The organism is Shinella zoogloeoides, from assembly GCF_003574625.1.
GTDB classification, from domain to species: domain Bacteria; phylum Pseudomonadota; class Alphaproteobacteria; order Rhizobiales; family Rhizobiaceae; genus Shinella; species Shinella zoogloeoides_A.
Genome location: NZ_QNUJ01000016.1, coordinates 65598 through 88272 on the forward strand (window position 1 = coordinate 65598; position 22675 = coordinate 88272).

General features: G+C 64.5%; 18 protein-coding genes. 15 read left to right on the plus strand and 3 right to left on the minus strand.

What is annotated here, in order from left to right:
- The first annotated feature begins 55 nt into the window (after positions 1-55).
- The gene (locus DSD28_RS24775) at positions 56-1051 is read left to right on the plus strand and encodes an MDR family oxidoreductase (protein WP_119259100.1); all 996 of its coding nucleotides are present in this window, start codon (positions 56-58) and stop codon (positions 1049-1051) included.
- A 12-nt stretch (positions 1052-1063) separates the two neighbouring features.
- On the opposite strand, the gene DSD28_RS24780 is transcribed toward DSD28_RS24775, so the two are convergent.
- Complete coding sequence (locus tag DSD28_RS24780; RefSeq protein ID WP_119259101.1) at positions 1064-1834, minus strand: SDR family NAD(P)-dependent oxidoreductase; 771 nt, start codon at positions 1832-1834, stop codon at positions 1064-1066.
- Between the two features lie 137 nt (positions 1835-1971).
- Between DSD28_RS24780 and DSD28_RS24785 the strand changes: the two genes are divergently transcribed.
- The 14 genes from DSD28_RS24785 (at position 1972) to clpB (ending at position 20222) form a co-directional block, all read left to right on the plus strand.
- Positions 1972-2742: a DeoR/GlpR family DNA-binding transcription regulator gene (locus DSD28_RS24785; protein WP_119259125.1), complete on the plus strand. Its 771-nt coding sequence runs from the start codon at positions 1972-1974 to the stop codon at positions 2740-2742.
- 114 nt (positions 2743-2856) lie between these two features.
- Positions 2857-4374: a glycerol-3-phosphate dehydrogenase gene (glpD, locus tag DSD28_RS24790; RefSeq protein ID WP_119259102.1), complete on the plus strand. Its 1518-nt coding sequence runs from the start codon at positions 2857-2859 to the stop codon at positions 4372-4374.
- Between the two features lie 41 nt (positions 4375-4415).
- Positions 4416-5498: an ABC transporter ATP-binding protein gene (locus tag DSD28_RS24795; RefSeq protein WP_119259103.1), complete on the plus strand. Its 1083-nt coding sequence runs from the start codon at positions 4416-4418 to the stop codon at positions 5496-5498.
- A 10-nt stretch (positions 5499-5508) separates the two neighbouring features.
- Positions 5509-6579, plus strand: a complete 1071-nt coding sequence (locus DSD28_RS24800) for an ABC transporter ATP-binding protein (protein ID WP_119259104.1) — start codon at positions 5509-5511, stop codon at positions 6577-6579.
- A 2-nt stretch (positions 6580-6581) separates the two neighbouring features.
- Positions 6582-7448, plus strand: a complete 867-nt coding sequence (locus DSD28_RS24805) for a carbohydrate ABC transporter permease (protein ID WP_119259105.1) — start codon at positions 6582-6584, stop codon at positions 7446-7448.
- A gap of 11 nt (positions 7449-7459) precedes the next feature.
- Positions 7460-8341, plus strand: coding sequence for a carbohydrate ABC transporter permease (locus DSD28_RS24810; RefSeq protein WP_234189612.1), 882 nt, complete (start codon positions 7460-7462; stop codon positions 8339-8341).
- A gap of 13 nt (positions 8342-8354) precedes the next feature.
- Positions 8355-8774: a DUF2160 domain-containing protein gene (locus tag DSD28_RS24815; RefSeq protein ID WP_119259106.1), complete on the plus strand. Its 420-nt coding sequence runs from the start codon at positions 8355-8357 to the stop codon at positions 8772-8774.
- A 76-nt stretch (positions 8775-8850) separates the two neighbouring features.
- Positions 8851-10572 (plus strand): ABC transporter substrate-binding protein, encoded by a 1722-nt coding sequence (locus DSD28_RS24820; RefSeq protein ID WP_119259107.1) that lies wholly within the window; start codon positions 8851-8853, stop codon positions 10570-10572.
- 212 nt (positions 10573-10784) lie between these two features.
- Complete coding sequence (locus DSD28_RS24825) at positions 10785-12059, plus strand: aspartate kinase (protein WP_119259108.1); 1275 nt, start codon at positions 10785-10787, stop codon at positions 12057-12059.
- 83 nt (positions 12060-12142) lie between these two features.
- Positions 12143-14410 carry a phosphoenolpyruvate--protein phosphotransferase gene (ptsP, locus tag DSD28_RS24830; RefSeq protein WP_119259109.1) on the plus strand — a complete coding sequence of 756 codons (2268 nt, stop codon included), beginning with the start codon at positions 12143-12145 and terminating at the stop codon, positions 14408-14410.
- Between the two features lie 21 nt (positions 14411-14431).
- On the plus strand, positions 14432-15514 hold the full coding sequence (gene prfA / locus DSD28_RS24835) for a peptide chain release factor 1 (protein ID WP_119259110.1): 1083 nt from the start codon (positions 14432-14434) through the stop codon (positions 15512-15514).
- Entirely contained in the window at positions 15511-16380 is an 870-nt protein-coding gene (gene prmC, locus DSD28_RS24840; RefSeq protein ID WP_119259111.1) for a peptide chain release factor N(5)-glutamine methyltransferase, read from the plus strand. The genes prfA and prmC overlap by 4 nt, the downstream gene beginning before the upstream one ends.
- A 329-nt stretch (positions 16381-16709) precedes the next feature.
- Entirely contained in the window at positions 16710-17360 is a 651-nt protein-coding gene (locus tag DSD28_RS24845; protein ID WP_119259112.1) for a DUF4167 domain-containing protein, read from the plus strand.
- 255 nt (positions 17361-17615) lie between these two features.
- Positions 17616-20222: an ATP-dependent chaperone ClpB gene (clpB, locus tag DSD28_RS24850; RefSeq protein WP_119259127.1), complete on the plus strand. Its 2607-nt coding sequence runs from the start codon at positions 17616-17618 to the stop codon at positions 20220-20222.
- 116 nt (positions 20223-20338) lie between these two features.
- Here the strand turns inward: clpB and DSD28_RS24855 are convergent, their stop codons facing one another.
- Positions 20339-22291 carry a M23 family metallopeptidase gene (locus tag DSD28_RS24855; protein WP_119259113.1) on the minus strand — a complete coding sequence of 651 codons (1953 nt, stop codon included), beginning with the start codon at positions 22289-22291 and terminating at the stop codon, positions 20339-20341.
- 91 nt (positions 22292-22382) lie between these two features.
- Positions 22383-22675 (minus strand): hypothetical protein (locus DSD28_RS26170; RefSeq protein WP_205536234.1); only part of this gene is annotated, 293 nt, incomplete at its 5' end.

Genomic DNA, 22675 nt, shown 5'->3' on the forward strand with positions numbered 1-22675 from the left:
CCAATGCCCCGCGCCCTATATCGTCTTACGGCAAGAGGATCACGAGGAGGACGCCATGACGTTTCAGGCATTGCTGGTCGAAAAGGGCGGGGACGGGGCGGTCTCCGCCTCGGTCCAGGAAATCGACGACGCGCGGCTGCCCGACGGCGACGTGACCGTCGCGGTGGAATATTCGACGCTCAACTACAAGGACGGGCTCTGCATCAACGGCAAGGGCGGGCTGGTGCGCAGCTTCCCACATGTGCCGGGCGTCGATTTCGCCGGTACGGTCGAGGCGTCCGATGATCCGCGCTACCGGCCCGGCGACCGGGTGGTGCTGACGGGCTGGCGGGTCGGCGAGATCTGGTGGGGTGGCTTTGCGACGCGCGCCAAGGTGAAGGCCGACTGGCTCGTGCCGCTGCCGGATGAACTTTCGACGCGCCAGGCGATGGCAATCGGCACGGCGGGGCTCACCTCCATGCTGTCCGTCATCGCGCTGGAGAAGGCCGGGCTTTCACCGTTGAAGGGCGAGGTCCTGGTGACCGGCGCGGCGGGCGGCGTCGGCTCGGTCGGCGTCGCGCTTCTTGCCCGGCTCGGCTATTCCGTCGCCGCGGTCACGGGGCGGCCGGACGCGGCGGGCTATCTCAGGCAGCTCGGCGCGGAGACGATCGTCGACCGTTCCGAGCTTTCCGAGGCGAACAGCCGGCCGCTCGAATCCGAGCGCTGGGCAGGCGCCATCGATGCCGTCGGTGGCGACATGCTGGCGCGGGTGCTCAAGCAGACGAAATATGGCGGGGCCGTCGCCGCGGTCGGCCTTGCCGCCGGGGCCGCCGTTCCGTCCTTCACCGTCATTCCGTTCCTGCTGCGCGGCGTCAGCCTGCTCGGCATCGATTCGGTGATGCGGCCTTACGACCAGCGGGTAGACGCCTGGAACCGCATCGCTGCCGACCTGCCGATGGAGAAGCTGGAGGCGATGGTGGTCGAGCACCGGCTTTCCGACCTGCCGGAGCTGGCGAACCGCATTCTGGAAGGCAAGGTGAAGGGGCGCATCGTCATCGACGTCAACGCGTAAGGACGGAGGCGGTCAGCAGATGAGCTGGCCGCCGTTTACCTCCAGCACCTGGCCGGTGACGTAGCCCGAGAGCGCATTCGAGGCGAGGAAGAGATAGGCGGGCGCACAGTCCTCCGCCGTTCCGAGCCGTTGCAGCGGAATTGTCTTGCGCGTCGCCTCCAGCTTTTCGGCGGAGGAATAGCGCGAATGGAAATCGGTGGTGATCGTGCCGGGCGAGACGCAGTTGACGCGGATGCCGTCAGGGGCGAGCTCGCGGGCAAGGCCCTTGGAATAGGTCGAGACGAAGGCCTTGGTGGCGGAATAGATCGCCGAGCCGGGGCTGCCGCCGGTCAGTGCCGAAATCGACACCGTGTTGACGATGGCCGCGCGCGGCGCGCGGCGGAGCGAGCGCAGCAGCCCGCGCGTCACCTCGACGACGGAGGTCTGGTTGAGGCGCACGACGGTCTCGTATTCCTCGTCGGTGAGGTCGGCGGCGGGAAAGCGGCCGACCATGGTGCCGGCATTGTTGATCAGCACGTCGACATGCGGGAAGAGGCTGTCTACCCGCTGCAGCAGCGTGCCGACGCCGCCTTCGACGAGGAAGTCCGAATAGACCATGTGGGCGCGCGCATCGGCGACGGCGTTTTCGAGGAAATCGGGAAGCGGTCCATGCGCCGCGCGGCCGCCGTGCAGCAGCACATGCGCGCCGCAATCGAGGAACTGCCGGGCGATCTCCAGCCCGATGCCGCGTCCCGCGCCGGTCACCACGACATTCGCGCCCTTGAACAAGGCTGGATGAAACATGTGTCTTCCTCCCCGGTCACCTGCCGTCCACGCAGTATCCCAAAAAGACGCCCGCACTCCAAGAAGGCAGAGCGGGTGAATTGATGTGATTTCGTTTTTGCATATTATGAAAACAAACGAAAGCAATGGAGGAGCCCATGTTTCTGACAGGTCGCCAGGCGGAGATCGTCGATCTCGCCAAGGTCGAGGGCCGCGTGCTCGTGGAGGACCTCGCGGCGCGCTTCTCCGTGACGCCCCAGACCATCCGCAAGGACCTCAACGATCTCTGCGACAACAAGGTGCTGACGCGCATCCATGGCGGCGCGCTGTTCCCGAGCGGCAACGAGAATGTGAAATACGAGGCCCGCCGCTCCATCGCCGCGCCGGAAAAACAGGCGATCGGCCGCGCCGCCGCGGGCATGATCCCCGACAATTCCTCGCTCTTCATCAATATCGGCACGACGACGGAGGCCGTCGGCGATGCGCTGCTCGAGCATAAAGAGTTGATGGTCATCACCAATAACATCAACGTCGCCAACCGGTTGCGCGTCTATCCCTCGATCGAGGTGGTCATTGCCGGCGGCGTCGTGCGCGGTTCGGACGGCGGCATCGTCGGCGAGGCGGCCGTGGATTTCATCCGCCAGTTCAAGGTGGACTATGCCGTCATCGGCGTTTCGGCCATCGACGAGGACGGCGCGCTGCTCGATTTCGACTACCGCGAGGTGAAGGTGGCGCAGGCGATCATCGCGAATGCGCGCCATGTCATCCTGGTTTCGGATTCAACGAAATTCGAAAGGACCGCGCCGGTGCGCATCGGGCACCTCTCGCAGGTCCATACATTCATCACGGACACCTGTCCTTTCGAGGGGATTCGCAGCATTTGCCAGGAGCATGACGTGCGTCTCGTGGAGACCGCGCCGCAGGCCTGACACAACCTGATCGTATTTCCGATCGCATTCGTTTGACATTCGAAATGTTTTCGTTTTAACTCTCCATGCTTTCGCAACTGCGCAAATTTGTGCAATGCGAAATGGGAGGGGAATTTGGACGGCGACGTGATCCGCGATATTTTCGTCATCGGTGGCGGCATCAACGGCTGCGGCATCGCGCGCGATGCGGCGGGACGCGGCTATTCGGTCGTGCTTGCCGAGATGAAGGACTTCGCCTCCGGCACCTCTTCCGCCTCGACCAAGCTCATCCATGGCGGGCTGCGCTATCTGGAGCATTACGAATTCCGCCTCGTGCGCGAGGCGCTGATGGAGCGCGAAGTGCTCTGGGCCATGGCGCCGCATGTCATCTGGCCGATGCGCTTCGTGCTGCCGTTCCAGAAGGGCGGCCTGCGCCCGGCCTGGCTCATCCGCCTCGGCCTTTTCCTCTACGACTATATCGGCGGGCGCAAGCTGCTGCCGGCGACCGCGACGCTCGACCTTGCGAAGGACCCGGCAGGCGGGCCGCTGAAGAAGCTCTTCCGCAAGGCCTTCGAATATTCCGACGGCTGGGTGGACGATGCGCGCCTCGTGGTGCTGAATGCGCGCGACGCGGCCGACCGCGGCGCGGATATCCGCACCGGCACCAAGGTCGTCACCGCCCGGCGCGAGAACGGCCACTGGAATGTCGAGACGGAGAATGTCGCGACGGGCGACCGCGAGACGGTCCGTGCCCGCATGCTGGTCAACGCCGCCGGACCCTGGGTGGACAAGGTTCTATCCTCGGCCTTCGGCCGCAACGACGTGCACAATGTCCGCCTGGTGCAGGGCAGCCATATCGTCGTGAAGAAGAAATTCTCCGATCCGCGCGCCTACTTTTTCCAGAACCCGGACGGGCGTATCATGTTCGCCATTCCCTACCAGGAAGAGTTCACGCTGATCGGCACGACCGACCGCGACTACCAGGGCGATCCGCGCGATGCGCGCATCAGCGACGAGGAAATCGGCTATCTGTGCGCCTCGGCGAGCGAGTATTTCGCCGATCCGGTGAAGCGCGAGGACATCGTTTGGACCTATTCCGGCGTGCGCCCGCTTTTCGACGACGGTGCCAGCAAGGCGCAGGAAGCCACGCGCGACTACGTGCTGAAGGTCGAGGGCGGCGACGGGCAGGCCCCGCTACTCAACATCTTCGGCGGCAAGCTCACCACCTACCGGCGTCTTGCCGAATCGGCGCTGGAGAAGATCGGCGATGCGATCGGCGAGAAGGGGGAGTGCTGGACGGCCCGGTCCCGCCTGCCGGGCGGCGATTTTGCGGTCGACGGCTTCGATGCCGAGGTGAAGGGGCTTGTCGCGCAGTTTCCCTTTCTCGCGCCCGCCCATGCCCGCCGGCTCGTGCGCCTCTACGGCACGCGGGCGAAGGTGATGCTGGAGGGGGCGAAGACGGTGGACGATCTCGGCCGGCACTTCGGCAGCGATCTCTACGAGCGCGAGGTGCGCTGGCTGATGAAGGAAGAATGGGCCCGGCACGCCGAGGACGTGCTGTGGCGGCGGACCAAACGAGGATTGCATCTGACGGCCGCGGAAGCGGCCGCGCTGGAAGACTACATGGCGGCTGCAAGGGCGGCGCCCCACTAGCACACCCGATCCGGTGGCTGGGAGGAACGACGGAGACAGGAATGCTGGAACTGAGAAACATCGCGAAGGTGGCGGGGGCAGACACGCATATCCACCCGACCAACCTCGTGCTCGAGCGCGGCTCGCTGAACGTGCTGCTCGGCCCGACGCTGTCGGGCAAGACCTCGCTGATGCGCCTGATGGCCGGGCTCGACAAGCCGACCTCCGGCTCCGTCTGGTTCGACGGCAAGGACGTGACGGGCGTGCGCGTGCAGGATCGCGGCGTCGCCATGGTCTACCAGCAGTTCATCAACTACCCGGCGATGACCGTCTACGAGAACATCGCCTCGCCGATGCGCATCAAGGGCGCCGATGCGGCGACCATCGATCGCGAGGTGCGCAAGGCGGCGGAGCTCCTGAAGCTGACGCCCTATCTCGACCGCACGCCGCTCAACCTTTCCGGCGGCCAGCAGCAGCGCACGGCGCTCGCCCGCGCCATCGTCAAGAATGCCAGTCTGGTGCTGCTCGACGAGCCGCTCGCCAATCTCGACTACAAGCTGCGCGAGGAGCTGCGGCTGGAGCTTCCGAAGATCTTTTCCGCTTCCGGCGCGATCTTCGTCTATGCGACGACGGAGCCTTCCGAAGCGCTGCTTCTCGGCGGCAACACGGCGACGCTGTCGGAAGGGCGCATCACCCAGTTCGGCCGCACCATCGACGTCTATCGCCGTCCGAACGACCTTCTGACCGCCCGTACCTTCGCCGATCCGCCGCTCAACACGATGCAGGTGCTGAAGAACGGCGGTCACTTCGAGCTCGGCGGCAAGCCGGTGCTGCCGGTGCCGGCGCATCTTTCCGCGCTGCCGGACGGTCCCTGCACCATCGCCTTCCAGCCGCATCATCTTTCGCTTTCCAGCCAGAGCCCGGCCTCCGCGAGCCTCCAGGCGCGCACGGCGATTTCGGAAATCGCGGGCTCGGAGAGCTTCATCCATATCGAATTCGAGGGTACCCGCTGGGTCATGCTCGCGCCTGGCATCCACGACATCGAGCCCGACGCGGTCGTCACCGTCCATGTCGACACGCGCCACCTGATGGCGTTCGGCGCGGATGGCAGGGCGATGGCCGAGCCGGCCGCCGCGGCGGCGTGAGGAGAAGACCATGGCACGCATCAACCTCGACCACATCCGCCATTCCTACGGCGAGAAGCCGAAGTCCGAAGCGGACTATGCGCTGAAGGAAGTGCATCACGAGTGGAACGACGGCGGAGCCTATGCGCTGCTAGGCCCCTCGGGCTGCGGCAAGACCACGCTGCTCAACATCATCTCGGGCCTGTTGCAGCCATCCGAAGGCCGCATCTTGTTCGACGGCAAGGATGTGACCTACCTGTCGACGCAGGAGCGCAACATCGCGCAGGTCTTCCAGTTCCCGGTCATCTACGACACGATGACGGTCTACGACAATCTCGCCTTCCCGCTGCGCAACCGCGGCGTCGCCGAGCCGGACGTCGACCGGCGCGTGCGCGAGATCCTGGAAATGATCGACCTTGCCGGCTGGGCGAAGAAGACGGCGCGCGGCCTTACCGCCGACCAGAAGCAGAAGATCTCCCTCGGCCGCGGCCTTGTGCGCAACGACGTCAATGCCATCCTCTTCGACGAGCCGCTGACGGTCATCGACCCGCATATGAAATGGGTGCTGCGCTCGCAGCTCAAGAAGCTGCACCGCCAGTTCGGCTTTACCATGGTTTATGTCACGCACGATCAGACCGAGGCGCTGACCTTCGCCGACAAGGTCGTCGTGATGTATGACGGCCAGATCGTGCAGATCGGCACGCCGGCCGAGCTCTTCGAAAAGCCGAGCCACACCTTCGTCGGCTATTTCATCGGTTCGCCGGGCATGAACGTCCTGCCGGCCGCCATCGACGGCGGCAGCGTCAAGGTCGGCGAGGAGACGATCACCCTCGGCTATTCGCCGGTGATCGCCGCCGGCGCGAAGACCGAGCTCGGCATCCGCCCGGAATTCATCTCGCTTTCCCGCGACGGCATGCCCGTCTCGATCAGCAAGGTCGAGGATATCGGCCGTCAGAAGATCGTGCGGGCGGAATTCGCCGGCAAGCCGATCGCCATCGTCGTGCCGGAGGACGGCGAGATCCCGGCCGATCCGCGCGTCACCTTCGACCCCGCCGCCATCAACATCTACGCCGATAGCTGGCGTGTCGGCAGGGAGGGCTGACAATGAACAAGACTTGGAACAACAAGGCCTGGTTCATGGTGCTGCCGATGCTGCTGCTGGTGGCCTTCTCGGCCATCGTGCCGCTGATGACCGTCGTGAACTATTCGGTGCAGGACACGTTCGGCAACAACGAGTTCTTCTGGAACGGCGTCGGCTGGTTCACGGACGTCCTTGAATCCGACCGCTTCTGGGAAGCGCTCGGCCGCAACCTGCTCTTTTCCGCGATCATCCTCGCCCTCGAGATCCCGCTCGGCATCCTGATCGCGCTCAACATGCCGAAGAAGGGCCTCGGCGTGCCGGTCTGCCTCGTCCTGATGGCGCTGCCGCTGCTCATTCCGTGGAACGTCGTCGGCACGATCTGGCAGGTCTTCGGCCGCGTCGACATCGGCCTGCTCGGCCGCGTGCTCGACGGGCTCGGCTTCAGCTACAATTACGTGAACAACGTCTTCGACGCCTGGGTCACGCTGATCGTCATGGACGTCTGGCACTGGACGAGCCTCGTCGTGCTGCTGTGCTATGCCGGCCTCGTCTCGATCCCGGAGGCTTATTACCAGGCCGCCAAGATCGACGGCGCCTCGCGCTGGGCGGTGTTCCGCTACATCCAGCTTCCGAAGATGAAGCGCGTGCTGCTCATCGCCTTCCTGCTGCGTTTCATGGACAGCTTCATGATCTATACCGAGCCCTTCGTCGTCACCGGCGGCGGCCCGGGCAACTCGACCACGTTCCTTTCGATCGACCTCGTCAAGATGGCGATCGGCCAGTTCGACCTTGGCCCGGCCGCGGCCATGTCCATCATCTACTTCCTGATCATCCTGCTGCTGTCGTGGATCTTCTACACGGTCATGACCAGCAGTGACGAACAGGCGTGAGGGAGGAAACCATGACCTCACAGGCAACCACCGCAAGCACCATCGGAACGAGCGTTGCGAGCAGCGCCGGCGCAAGAGCCGGCGCCGGCAGCAAGCGCAGCTTCTCCTGGATCGTGCCCACCATCTACATCGTCTTCCTGATGCTGCCGATCTACTGGCTCGTCAACATGAGCTTCAAGACGAACACCGAGATCACCGGCGTCTTCTCGCTGTGGCCGGCGAACCCGACGCTGCGCAACTATGCCGTCATCTTCACCGATCCGGCCTGGTATTCCGGCTATATCAACTCGATCATCTATGTGGTCCTGAACACGATCATCTCGATCGCGGTGGCGCTGCCGGCGGCCTATGCCTTCTCGCGCTACCGCTTCCTCGGCGACAAACACCTGTTCTTCTGGCTCCTGACCAACCGCATGGCGCCGCCGGCCGTCTTCGCGCTGCCGTTCTTCCAGCTCTATTCGGCCTTCGGCCTGATCGACACGCATATTGCCGTCGCCATCGCGCATTGCCTGTTCAACGTGCCGCTCGCCGTCTGGATCCTGGAAGGCTTCATGTCGGGCGTGCCGAAGGAGATCGACGAGACCGCCTATATCGACGGCTATTCCTTCCCGCGCTTCTTCACGAAGATCTTCGTGCCGCTGATCGCCTCGGGCATCGGGGTGGCCGCCTTCTTCTGCTTCATGTTCTCCTGGGTCGAGCTGCTGATCGCCCGCACGCTGACGACGACGGACGCCAAGCCCATCGCCGCCACGATGACGCGCACGGTCTCGGCCTCCGGCATGGACTGGGGCGTGCTGGCCGCGGCCGGCGTGCTGACCATCATTCCCGGCGCGCTCGTGATCTATTTCGTCCGCAACTACATCGCCAAGGGCTTTGCCCTTGGCCGCGTCTGAGGGGGAGGGGCCGATGGCTGCCGTCGCCAACCGCAACAATCGCTGGCCCGTGGCGCTCGCCGTGGTGCTCGCCATCTATGCCGCCGCCACGGGCCTGCTCGTCACGGTGCTGCCGGTCAAGGACGGCGCGCGCGACTGGTTCGCCCCGCTCGTTCCGGGCGGCTGGATGGCCTGGTCGTTCCCGACGGCCATGTTCTTCCTGACCATCTTCCTGCTGATCGCGCTGATGGCGGTCTGGGAATATGCCCGGCCGGGCGGTGCCCCGCGCGTCGGCATCCTGCGCTTCGAGACGACGCGCGGCGACCGATTGTTCGTGTCGCTGCTCGGCTCGGCGTTCATTCAACTCGCATGGCTGGGCCTCGTCGGCTCCAGTCTGTGGTGGGCTCTCGCCTTGTCCGTGGTCTACGCCATCGGCGTTTTCCGCTTCGTCTAGGCACCCGGAATGGAGGCCCCGGGGAGACACGAGGGGGCCTTCGCACTGCAATCGCAAACCCCAAGGGAGGACTAAAATGCGAAAGCAACTTCTGACGACGACGGCAGTCCTGCTGCTGGCGTTCACCGGTTCCGCATTCGCGGACATGGATGCTGCCAAGAAGTTCCTGGATTCGGAGATCGGCGATCTCTCGGCGCTGTCGCGCGCCGACCAGGAAAAGGAAATGCAATGGTTCGTCGATGCCGCCAAGCCCTTTGCCGGCATGGACATCAAGGTCGTTTCCGAAACGCTGACCACGCATGAATACGAATCGAAGGTCCTTGCGCCGGCCTTCACCGCCATCACCGGCATCAAGATCACGCACGACCTCATCGGCGAGGGCGACGTCATCGAGAAGCTGCAGACGCAGATGCAGTCGGGCGAGAACATCTACGACGCCTATGTCAACGACTCGGACCTCATCGGCACGCACTGGCGCTACAAGCAGGCCCGCGCGCTGACCGACTTCATGGCGAATGAAGGCAAGGACGTCACCAATCCGGGTCTCGACGTCGACGACTTCATCGGCAAGTCCTTCACGACCGCGCCGGACGGCAAGCTCTACCAGCTTCCCGACCAGCAGTTCGCGAACCTCTACTGGTTCCGCTACGACTGGTTCAACGACGAGAAGAACAAGGCGGACTTCAAGGCGAAGTACGGCTACGACCTCGGCGTTCCGGTCAACTGGTCGGCTTACGAGGACATCGCCGAATTCTTCACCGGCCGCGAGATCGACGGCAAGAAGGTCTTCGGCCACATGGACTACGGCAAGAAGGACCCGTCGCTCGGCTGGCGCTTCACCGACGCCTGGCTCTCCATGGCCGGCAACGGCGACAAGGGCATTCCGAACGGCCTGCCGGTCGACGAATGGGGCATCAAGGTTGACGAAAAGTCGCGTCCGGTCGGCTCGTGCGTTGCGCGCGGCGGCGACACCAACGGCCCGGCCTCGGTCTATGCCATCCAGAAGTATCTCGACTGGATCAAGGCCTATGCTCCGCCGTCGGCAGGCGGCATGAACTTCTCCGAATCCGGTCCGGTTCCCTCGCAGGGCGAGGTCGCCCAGCAGATGTTCACCTATACGGCCTTCACCGCCGACTTCGTGAAGGAAGGCCTGCCGGTCGTGAATGCGGACGGCACGCCGAAATGGCGCTTCGCTCCGTCGCCGCATGGCGTCTACTGGAAGGACGGCATGAAGCTCGGCTACCAGGACGCCGGTTCCTGGACGCTGATGAAGTCCACCCCGGACGACCGCGCCAAGGCCGCCTGGCTCTATGCGCAGTTCGTGACGTCCAAGACCGTCGACGTGAAGAAGAGCCATGTCGGCCTCACCTTCATCCGCCAGTCCACGCTCGATCACAAGTCCTTCACCGATCGCGCGCCGAAGCTCGGCGGCCTCGTCGAGTTCTACCGTTCGCCGGCCCGTCTGCAGTGGTCGCCGACCGGCACGAACATTCCTGACTATCCGAAGCTCGCCCAGCTCTGGTGGCAGGCGATCGGCGATGCGGCATCCGGCGCCAAGACCGCGCAGGAAGCCATGGATTCGCTGTGCGCTGAGCAGGAAAAGGTTCTGAGCCGCCTCGAACGCGCCGGCGTTCAGGGCGACATGGGCCCGAAGCTCGCCGAGGAGCACGATCTCGAATACTGGAACAAGGATGCCGTCGCCAAGGGCAACCTCGCTCCGCAGCTCAAGATCGAGAACGAGAAGGAAAAGCCCCAGACCGTCAACTACGACGAACTCGTCAAGAGCTGGCAGAAGTAGCAAGGCTTGCGGGCGGCACGCCGCCCGCGGCCATCGTCATCCGATCCCCTTTGCCCGCGTGCCGCAAGGTGCGCGGGCCTTTTCGTCCGCGAAGCGTACCGATTGGTACAGTTTGCGGAAACCATGCATTGCGCTGTGCGGGGTCTTCCGCTAAGAGACCCCGCGGTTTCTCCCGCGCGCTCGCGCGATATCTGGAATAGCGGTACACACACATGGCACGCATCGTGATGAAATTCGGCGGAACGTCCGTCGCTGACCTCGACCGTATCCACAATGTGGCCCGCCATGTGAAACGCGAGGTCGATGCCGGCCACGAGGTCGCCGTCGTGGTCTCGGCCATGTCCGGCAAGACCAACGAGCTCGTCGCCTGGGTGCAGAACATGCCGAAGGTCACGGGTGCGTCCTCGCCCTTCTACGATGCGCGCGAATACGACGCCATCGTCGCCTCGGGTGAACTCGTCACCGCCGGGCTTCTGGCCGTCGCGCTCCAGTCGATGGGCATCAATGCCCGCTCCTGGCAGGGCTGGCAGATCCCGATCCGCACCGACAACGCCCACGGCGCCGCCCGCATCCTCGACATCGACGGTGCGGAAATGGTTCGCCGCATGGGCGAGGGCCAGGTCGCGGTCGTCGCCGGCTTCCAGGGCCTCGGCCCGGACAACCGCGTCGCCACGCTCGGCCGCGGTGGCTCGGACACATCGGCCGTCGCCATCGCCGCCGCCGTCAAGGCGGACCGCTGCGACATCTATACCGATGTCGACGGCGTCTACACGACCGACCCGCGCATCGAGCCGAAGGCCCGCCGCCTGAAGAAGATCGCCTTCGAGGAAATGCTCGAAATGGCTTCGCTCGGCGCCAAGGTGCTGCAGGTGCGCTCGGTCGAGCTTGCCATGGTGCACAAGGTCCGCACCTTCGTTCGCTCCTCTTTCGAGGATCCCGATGCACCGGGCATGGGCGATCTTCTGAACCCGCCCGGTACGCTGATTTGTGATGAGGATGAGATCGTGGAACAGGAAGTCGTAACGGGCATTGCCTATGCCAAGGATGAAGCGCAGATCTCGCTCCGCCGCGTCGCCGACCGGCCGGGCGTTTCGGCCGCGATCTTCGGCCCGCTGGCCGAGTCCCATATCAATGTCGACATGATCGTCCAGAACATTTCCGAGGACGGCTCGAAGACCGACATGACCTTCACCGTTCCCTCCGGCGACATGGAGAAGGCGATCAAGGTTCTAGAAGGCGCCAAGGAGACCGTGGGCTTCGACGTGATCCAGCACGAGACGGGCCTCGTGAAGGTCTCGGTCATCGGCATCGGCATGCGCAGCCATGCGGGCGTTGCCGCCTCCGCCTTCCGTGCGCTTGCCGAGAAGGGCATCAACATCAAGGCGATCACCACCTCCGAGATCAAGATTTCCATCCTGATCGACGGCCCCTATGCCGAACTCGCCGTTCGGACTTTGCATTCCGTCTACGGTCTCGATAAGAAGTAAGAACCGGCCGACTCGGCGCCGATCTTTGATCGCCGGCCCCGGGTGCGCCGGCGGGTAACGACATTTTCGGGAGACGCCACGCGATGAGAGACCTCTCCGCGGGTCCGCGCGTTCTTCTCAAGCGGCTGCGCGAACTGATGGCGGAGCCGCTCGAGCCGCAGGAGCGCCTTGACCAGATCGTGCGCCAGATCGCGCAGAACATGGTCGCGGAGGTGTGTTCCGTCTATGTGCTGCGCTCCGACGGCGTCCTCGAACTCTATGCCACCGAAGGCCTCAATCCCGGCGCCGTGCACCTTGCCCAGCTCAAGATGGGCCAGGGCCTCGTCGGCACCATCGCGGCCTCCGCGCGGCCGTTGAACCTTTCCGACGCCCAGTCGCACCCCGCCTTCACCTATCTGCCGGAAACGGGCGAGGAGATCTATCACTCCTTCCTCGGTGTTCCGATCCTGCGCACCGGCCGGGCGCTCGGCGTTCTCGTCGTGCAGAACAAGGCGAGCCGGACCTACCGCGAAGACGAGGTCGAGGCGCTCGAGACGACGGCGATGGTGATCGCCGAGATGGTGGCGACGGGCGAGCTGAAGAAGCTCACCAAGCCCGGTCTCGAGCTCGACCTTTCCCGCCCCGTGGGCATCGAAGGTTCGAGCTTCGGCGAAGGCATCGGCCTCGGCTATGTCGTGCTGCACGAGCCGCGCATCGTCGTCACGAACCTTCTCAACGAGGATTCCGAGCATGAGCTCGGCCGGCTTGCCGAGGCGCTCGGTTCGCTGCGCATCTCCATCGACGACATGCTGTCGCGCCGCGAGATTTCCATGGAGGGCGAGCACCGTGAGGTGCTGGAGACCTACCGCATGTTCGCCCATGACCGCGGCTGGGTGAGGAAGCTCGAAGAGGCGATCCGCAACGGCCTGACGGCGGAAGCGGCGGTCGAGCGCGTACAGAGCGAGACCAAGGCGCGCATGATCCGCCTGACGGATCCTTATCTGCGCGAGCGCATGCACGATTTCGACGATCTTGCGAACCGTCTCCTGCGCCAGCTCACCGGCTATGGCGCCAAGCTTTCGGCGAGCAGCTTCCCCAACGACGCGATCGTCGTCGCGCGCGCCATGGGCGCTGCCGAACTGCTCGACTATCCGCGCGAGAACGTGCGCGGCCTCGTGCTGGAGGAAGGCGCGGTGACGAGCCATGTGGTGATCGTCGCGCGGGCCATGGGTATTCCGGTCGTCGGCCAGGCGGCCGGTGCGGTGGCGCTTGCGGAAAACGGCGATCCCATCATCATCGACGGGGACGACGGCCGGGTGCATCTGCGGCCCCTTCCCGATCTTCAGCGTTCCTACGAGGAGAAGGTGCGGTTCCGCGCCCGCCGGCAGGAACAGTACCGGGCGCTGCGGGCCGTCGAGCCGGTCACGAAGGACGGCTGCGAGATCAATCTCCAGATGAATGCCGGCCTTCTGGTCGACCTGCCGCATCTCAACGAATCGGGCGCATCCGGCATCGGCCTCTTCCGCACCGAGCTCCAGTTCATGATCGCCTCGACCATGCCGAAGGCGGAAGAGCAGGAAGCCTTTTACCGCAATGTGTTGAAGCATGCGGGCGGACGCCCGGTCACCTTCCGCACGCTCGATATCGGTGGCGACAAGGTCGTGCCCTATTTCCGCGCGGCGGAGGAAGAGAACCCGGCGCTCGGCTGGCGCGCCATCCGCCTGTCGCTCGACCGGCCGGGCCTTCTGCGCACCCAGCTTCGCGCCATGCTGCGGGCGACGGCCGGGGCCGATCTCCGGCTGATGCTGCCGATGGTGACGGAGGTTTCCGAGCTCCGCGAGGTCCGCGATCTCCTGCAGAAGGAGATTCAGCGCCAGTCGAAGCTCGGCGAGCAACTGCCGAAGAAGCTGCAGTTCGGCGCCATGCTGGAAGTGCCGTCGCTGCTCTGGCAGCTCGACGAGCTGATGGCGGAGGTCGATTTCGTTTCGGTCGGCTCGAACGATCTCTTCCAGTTCGCCATGGCGGTGGACCGGGGCAACGCCCGCGTCTCCGACCGTTTCGATACGCTCGGCCGGCCGTTCCTGCGCATCCTGCGCGACATCGTGCGCGCCGGCATCCGCAACGATACGTCCGTGACGCTCTGCGGCGAGATGGCGAGCAAGCCGATTTCCGCCATGGCGCTGCTCGGCATCGGCTTCCGTTCGGTCTCCATGTCGCCGGCGGCGATCGGGCCGGTGAAGTCGATGCTGCTGGCGCTCGACGCGGGCAAGCTGGAGGCGGTGCTGACGCCGGCGATCGACGACTTGAAGCCGACGGCTTCCATCCGCCAGATTCTCACCGACTTTGCGGCCGAGAACGGCATTCCGCTTTAAAGACCTGACTGGAGTTGAACGGTGGCGAAGCTTCCCGTTGAAAAGATGCGCGAACTTGAACGCCGTTTCGGCGAGATCGAGGCGCGCATGTCGGCGGGGCCGGATTCGGAGACCTATGTGCGTCTCGCCTCGGAATATTCCGAGCTTCAGCCCGTCGTCGCGAAGGTGCGCGAATACGAGAAGGTGAATGGCGAGATCGCCGACCTGGAGGTGCTGCTCGCCGACAAGGCGACGGACCGCGAGATGCGCGATCTTGCGGAAATGGAACTGCCGGACCTGAAGGAGCGGCTCGAAGGCCTGGAAAAGGAGATGCAGATACTGCTTCTCCCCAAAGATGCGGCCGACGAGAAGAGCGCGATCCTCGAAATCCGCGCCGGCACGGGCGGCTCCGAAGCGGCGCTGTTCGCCGGCGATCTCTTCCGCATGTACGAGCGTTACGCCGCCGCGCATGGCTGGAAGGTGGAGGTCATCTCCTCCAGCGAAGGCGAGGCCGGCGGCTTCAAGGAAATCATCGCGACGATCACCGGACGTGGCGTCTTCGCCAAGCTGAAGTTCGAATCGGGCGTGCACCGCGTTCAGCGCGTGCCGGAGACGGAGGCGAGCGGGCGTATCCACACTTCCGCCGCCACGGTCGCCGTTCTGCCGGAAGCCGAGGAGATCGACATCGAAATCCGGCCGGAAGACATCCGCATCGACACGATGCGATCTTCCGGTGCCGGCGGCCAGCACGTCAACACGACGGACTCGGCGGTGCGCATCACCCACCTGCCGACGGGCCTCGTCGTGACGAGCTCGGAAAAGTCGCAGCACCAGAACCGCGCCAAGGCCATGCAGATCCTGCGTTCGCGGCTCTACGACATGGAGCGCCAGCGCGCCGACAGCGAGCGTTCGGCCGACCGCAAGAGCCAGGTCGGCTCGGGCGACCGTTCCGAGCGCATCCGCACCTATAATTTTCCGCAGGGCCGCGTCACGGACCACCGCATCAACCTGACGCTCTACAAGCTCGACCGGATGATGATCGGCGAAATCGACGAAGTGGTCGATGCGCTGCTGGCGGACTATCAGGCCGGTCAGCTGGCGCAGCTCGGCGAACAGGGCCGATGAGCGGCGCGACGCTCGCCGAAACGCTGGCGGCGGCACGGCGCCGGCTTTGCGAAGCGGGCATTGCGGACGGCGCGCAGGATGCGCGGCTGCTGATCGCCGGCCTTCTCAAGCTTTCTTCTACCGCCTTCGTCACCGATGGCGCGCGCCTGCTGGATGCGTCCGAAAGAGCGATGATCGAGGATGCATTGGCGCGACGCGTGGTGCGCGAGCCGGTGCACCGCATCCTCGGCCACCGGGCCTTTTCGCGGCTCGACCTCATGCTTTCCCCCGAAACGCTGGAGCCGCGGCCGGATACGGAAGTCCTCGTCGACGCGCTCGTGCCCCATGCGTTGAGAATGGTCGCGGGTGACGGCTGCCGGATCCTCGATCTCGGCACGGGAACCGGCGCGATCTGCCTTGCTCTTCTCGACCTCGTGCCCGGCGCGACCGGGATCGGCGCCGATCTTTCGGCGGGAGCCCTTGAAACGGCGCGGCGCAATGCCGATATCAACGGTGTCGCCGACCGCTTCGAGACGGTCGAGAGCGACTGGTTTGCAGCCGTGACCGGGGCGTTCGACATCATCGTGTCAAATCCGCCCTATATCGTCCGCTCCGTAGTCGGAACGCTGGACGAGGAAGTCCGGCTCCACGATCCGATCCTTGCGCTGGATGGCGGAGACGACGGGCTGGATGCCTATCGGGCCATTGCGGCGGGTGCGGGTGCTCATCTTCGGGAAAACGGCCTGGTGGCTTACGAGATCGGTTACGACCAGAAGGATCAGGTCACCGCGATCATGCGCGAACAGGGTTTCGCGCGCATCGAGGCGGTGCAGGATCTTGGCGGCAACGACCGCGTTCTCGTCTTCACAAGAGCAGGAACTGTGTGATTTCGCTGCGCAAGTGCAGCAAATTTCGCAGCCGCAAAGAAAAGGCTTGGAATTGTGAAGGAAGCGGGATAGTTTGCGGCCACGCACTGGGCAAGAGGTCATGCGTAAGGGATTTGATCCTGTATGACCCGATCGCGAGGATTGCTCTCTCGAAGAGTTGCTAGGGTTGAGACTGCCCTGTGCGGGTACCTGTTAATTTGACGTCTTACGGCGACAGGACCACCGACCGGCGTGGTTTGCCCGCAGGTAAGGATGCTTGATCTGGCGTGTCCCGATCAAGCCTGCAGACACATGAATCATCAAGACACGATACGTTAGGTGAGTGACATATGAGGCCAGGACAGCAAAACAAGCGCGGCCGCGGGCGTAATAACAACAATAATAACAACAATAACAATAACAACCACCGCAAGGGCGGCAATCCCCTGACGCGGACCTACGACAGCTCGGGTCCGGACGTGAAGATCAGGGGCACGGCTCAGCACATCGCCGAGAAATACTCTGCGCTTGCCCGGGACGCCCAGAGCGCCGGCGACCGTGTCATGGCGGAGAACTATCTCCAGCACGCCGAGCACTACAATCGCATCATTGCTGCCGCACAGGCGCAGATGCAGGAACGCTTCCCGCGTGACGAGCGCTCCGACAATGCCGACCGCGGCGATTTCAACGATCGTGACGGCTTCGACCGCGATCACGACGAAATCGATTCGACGCCCGTCGAGGAGCAAGCACCCGTTGTCGCCGCTCAGGTGGAGCAGCCGGTCGTCGTCGATGACGGCTCCGGCCCGCAGCCGGTGATCGAGGGCACGCCCGCCGAGGTCGCCCTCGACGAGGATGCCGCCGCTCCGGCAGGCGGCCGCGCGCCGCGCCGCCGCAATGCGGCCCGCCCGCGTCGCCCGCGCCGCGGCGAAGGCCAGGCGGCCGAAGGCGATCAGCCGTCCGACGGCGATGCCCCGGCACTGGAAGCGGCTTCGGAATAAGCTTCCGTTCCATCGATCCATTGGAGAACCCGGCCTTGCGCCGGGTTCTTGCGTTTGCGCAACCGGTGTTCCGAAAAATCTGTTTCCGCCGGCAGGCCGCTCCCTTTAATTCCGAAAACCCCTCCACCATATTCGTTTCAGGCGGTTGCCCGGCCCGAGCCGGCGACTGCACCATGAAGGGCTTGCCTTGACGGGAGCCCTATCCTGAATCGTCGACCGGTGCCTGATGGGCCGGCCGAGTTATGGAGGCAGATGATGAATATCGAAAAATACTCCGAACGCGTTCGCGGGTTCCTGCAATCCGCCCAGACCAAGGCGCTTGCGGACGGCAATCCGCAGTTCACGCCCGAACACGTTCTGAAGGTCCTGCTCGATGACGAGCAGGGCATGGCGACCTCGCTGATCGAGCGGGCCGGCGGCAATGCGCGCGACGCGCGGATCGCCAACGATGCCGCGCTTGCCAAGCTGCCGAAGGTTTCCGGCGGCAACGGGCAGGTCTATCTCGCCCAGCCGCTCGCGAAGGTCTTCTCCACCGCGGAGGAAGCCGCCAAGAAGGCCGGTGACAGCTTCGTCACCGTCGAACGCCTGCTGCTGGCGCTCGCTATCGAGAAGTCCGCCGCGACCTCGGAAATCCTTGCCAAGGCCGGCGTGACGCCGACCTCGCTCAACCAGGTGATCAACGACATCCGCAAGGGCCGCACCGCCGATACGGCGAGCGCGGAGCAGGGCTTCGATTCGTTGAAGAAATTCGCCCGCGACCTTACAGCGGATGCGCGGGAAGGCCGGCTTGATCCCGTGATCGGCCGCGACGACGAAATCCGCCGCACGATCCAGGTCCTGTCGCGCCGCACGAAGAACAACCCCGTCCTCATCGGCGAACCCGGCGTCGGCAAGACCGCCATCGCCGAGGGCCTTGCGCTGCGCATCGTCAATGGTGACGTGCCGGAAAGCCTGAAGGACAAGAAGCTGATGGCGCTCGACATGGGCGCGCTGATCGCCGGTGCGAAGTATCGCGGTGAATTCGAGGAGCGCTTGAAGGCCGTGCTTGCCGAAGTGCAGGCGGAAGACGGCGAGATCATCCTGTTCATCGACGAGATGCACACGCTGGTCGGCGCCGGCAAGGCGGATGGGGCGATGGACGCTTCCAACCTGCTGAAGCCCGCGCTTGCCCGCGGCGAGCTGCACTGCGTCGGCGCGACCACGCTCGACGAGTACCGCAAGCATGTCGAGAAGGATGCGGCGCTCGCTCGAAGGTTCCAGCCCGTCATGGTGGATGAGCCGACCGTCGAGGACACGATCTCGATCCTGCGCGGCCTCAAGGAAAAGTACGAACAGCACCACAAGGTCCGCATCTCCGACTCGGCCCTCGTTGCCGCCGCGACGCTTTCCAACCGCTACATCACGGATCGCTTCCTGCCGGACAAGGCGATCGACCTGATGGACGAAGCCGCCTCGCGGCTGCGCATGCAGGTCGATTCCAAGCCGGAAGAGCTCGACGAACTCGACCGCCGCATCATTCAGCTCAAGATCGAGCGCGAGGCCCTGAAGAAGGAGACCGACCGCTCGTCGCAGGATCGTCTCGAAAAGCTCGAGATCGACCTGGCCGCGCTGGAAGAGGAAGCCGATGCGCTCACCGCGCGCTGGCAGGCGGAAAAGTCCAAGCTCGGCCGCGCCGCCGATCTCAAGCGCCAGCTCGACGAGCTGCGCAACGAGCTGGCCATCGCCCAGCGCAAGGGTGAGTTCCAGCGCGCCGGCGAGCTTGCCTACGGCATCATCCCGAAGCTCGAAAAGGAGCTTGAGGACGCCGAAGGCCGTGATGCGAGCGATATCGATCCGATGGTGCAGGAGGTCGTGACTCCCGACAACATCGCCCATGTGGTCTCCCGCTGGACGGGCATACCCGTGGACAAGATGCTGGAAGGTGAGCGCGACAAGCTGCTGCGCATGGAAGACGAACTTGGCAAGTGGGTCGTCGGCCAGGGCGATGCCGTTCAGGCTGTCTCCCGCGCGGTGCGCCGTGCCCGCGCCGGCCTGCAGGATCCGAACCGGCCTATCGGCTCATTCATCTTCCTCGGTCCGACCGGTGTCGGCAAGACGGAACTGACCAAGGCGCTCGCCCGCTTCCTCTTCGACGACGAGACGGCGATCCAGCGCATGGACATGTCGGAATATATGGAGAAGCACTCCGTTGCCCGGCTGATCGGCGCGCCTCCCGGCTATGTCGGCTATGAGGAAGGCGGTGCGCTCACCGAATCCGTCCGCCGCCGGCCCTATCAGGTCGTGCTGTTCGACGAGATCGAGAAGGCGCATCCTGATGTCTTCAACGTGCTGCTGCAGGTCCTCGACGACGGCCGCCTGACCGATGGTCAGGGCCGCACCGTGGACTTCCGCAACACGATGATCATCATGACCTCGAACCTCGGGGCCGAATATCTGACGGCGCTCGGTGAGAACGAGGACAGCGATACGGTTCGCGATCAGGTGATGGATGTCGTCAAGATGGCATTCCGGCCGGAATTCCTGAACCGCGTCGACGAGATCATCCTGTTCCATCGCCTGCGGCGGTCGGAAATGGGCGCGATCGTCGATATCCAGCTGGAGCGCCTGCGCAAGCTGCTGGTGGATCGCAAGATCGTGCTCGATCTCGATGAGGAAGCCGTGCACTGGCTGGCCGAGAAAGGCTACGATCCGGTCTACGGCGCGCGTCCCCTGAAGCGGGCGATCCAGAAGCACCTTCAGGACCCGCTGGCAGAGAAGATCCTTGCCGGCGAGATTCCGGACGGCTCGACCGTCAAGGTGACGGCCGGTTCCGACCGGTTGCTCTTCTCGCCGCGCCAGAGTGCGGCGAGCAAGGCCGCCTGACGGAAGGCCATCGATAAATAAAGAAGCGCGGGCCCCGGCCCGCGCTTTTTGCATTCCTGCCTCACCATTCTCCACGAGCCGAGGCTAGGGAGATGAGGGGGGTACAAGCCCGAATATCAGTGCGTTTCGGCCACTTCCGTCGCGTTTCCGTGGCCAAGGAGATCGTCGATGCGCTTGCGCTCGGTCTTGAACTGGGCGAGGGCCTTGCCCTCCAGCGACTTGCCGCCGGGCAGGCGGATCTTCAGCGCGTCGACCTTGTTGCCGTTGACGATCAATTCGTAGTGCAGGTGCGGGCCGGTGGAGAGGCCGGTCGTGCCGACGAAGCCGATCACCTGGCCCTGCCGTACCTTCACGCCCGGCTTGATGCCCTTGGCGATCGCGCTCTGGTGATTGTAGGAGGAGACGTAGCCGTTGGCGTGGCGGATCAGCGTCTGGTTGCCGTAGCCGCCGGAGTCCCAGCCCGCCTTCTCGACGACGCCATTGCCCGCCGCGATGATCGGCGTACCGCGCGGCGCGGCCCAGTCGACGCCGGTATGCATGCGCGAGAAACCGAGGATCGGGTGGCGCCGCATGCCGAAGCCGGAGCGGAACACGCCGTTCGGAACCGGATTGCGCAGCAGGAACTGCCGGATGCTCTTGCCGTCCTCGTCGTAATAGTCGACCGAGCCGTCTTCCGGGTCCTGGAAGCGGTAGACCCGCGTTTCCGTGTCGCCAAACCTGGCGTCGAGGAAGAGGATTTCGGAATCCTCCGTCGCCGCGCCGCTCTCGTCGGTGACGGAGAAGAAGGCCTCCAGCGAATCCGTCGGGCGAAGCTGGGCCTGGAAATCGACATTGCTCGCGAGGACGCGGATGATTTCCGCCGTCATGTCCTGGCCCATGCCATAGGAAAGGGCGGCCCGGTAGATGCCGTCATAGACGCGGGGCAGGTCGCGGCCGGCGATGATCGTCGGCCGTCCATCGTCGTCGAAGGCCGTCGCCACGGCGTCGAGGGCCGGCGGCTCGGCGCCGCTGACGAAGCGGCCGTGGTCGTCGATCGCGGCGGTCACGACATGGCGGCCGCGCGAATAGACGCTGGCGCGCACGATATTCGCTTCCTTGGCCTTCTGCGAAACGCAGATGCGCAGCACGTCGCCCTCGGCGAGCTGCTTGCTGCCGAGCTGCTCCGCCAGATAGGAGGAGAGGTCGTCGGCCTGGGCCTTCGTATAGCCCGCCGCCGTCATGATCTCGGCGATATCGGCGGCCCGCCGCACCGGGATCACGTCGTCGGCATATTCGGTATCGTCGGGCGTCAGCGTATCGAAGGTCGATACGCTCATGTTCTCCTCAACGATGCGGGCGGTCAGGCCCATCAGGTCGATGTCGGAATTGTCGGAGGCGAAGCGTTGCGGATCGACATAATAAAGCGAGGCGACCTGCGTGCTGCCGTCGGTGAGCACCGAACCGTTGGTGCGCACATTCTCCTCGACCTCTTCGATCGACATCTGGTCGGCGAAATCGAGCGCCGAGCCACCGGTCGGGAAGGCGTCCGTCTGGAGCGCGACTTCCGATTCGACGTCCGAACCGTAGATCGTGCCCATGCGCGAGGCGGGGGCGGCGTCCTTGCCGTTGGTGGAGAAGATCGCGAGCGGATCGAAGCGCGGATAGTCCTCGCTCGTCGCGTGGTTCGCGGCAAGCGCCATCTTCACATGGGCGAAGGGCTGCCGGCGCACCACTTCCTTCTCGCCGTCATGGATCATGGTGGAGATTTCCATGATCTTCTTGTCGGACGGCTTGGCGACGACGGCCGGCTCCAGCACGCGCTCGCCGCGCCGTGCGGTCTCGCCGGTCTTGTTTGTCTGCTTCGGCGTGACGAGGGCGGCGAAGGCTTCGGCCGGGATGGCGAGCTGCTGGCGTCCGTCGAGGGCTGCGAAGAGGGCGACACCCATCAGGATCGACGAGGTGATGCCCGTCAGGAAGGTACCGGAAAGCCAGCGCAGGGAGATTTCGCGGCGGTCGGGCGCCTTGCGCCCGTCGGCGAGTATCGGCGGCTCGTTGCCGAGAGATCGGATCATGTTCCGGGATGTGGTCATGCCGATATGCTTTGCCCTGTGTCGCCGATTTCGTTTTCAGCGCGGGAAGATGCACGCAGGAGGGCCCGCGAGTCAAATCACGCAAGTTCAGTCACTCCTCTAGAGGCGGGGAATGTGAAATTCTGAGGGCAATCGGGCCGTTAGAGAGGGAATGAAGGGCGGAATGCCCGGAAATCCAGGGCATTCTGCGGGTAAATGAAAGCCAAACGCATTTTTCCGAAGAAAATTTCAAAAAACTGTCACAGGCCTGTTGACGCCCCAGAATGTTGGGCCTATAACGCCGCTCATCGAACGAGAGCGGCGGCGCTTCTGGCGGCCGACGAACTCGCTCTAGGGTTTCCTTGAGAAGCTGGTGAGAATTGGGCCTGACTGGTTCGGGTTTGA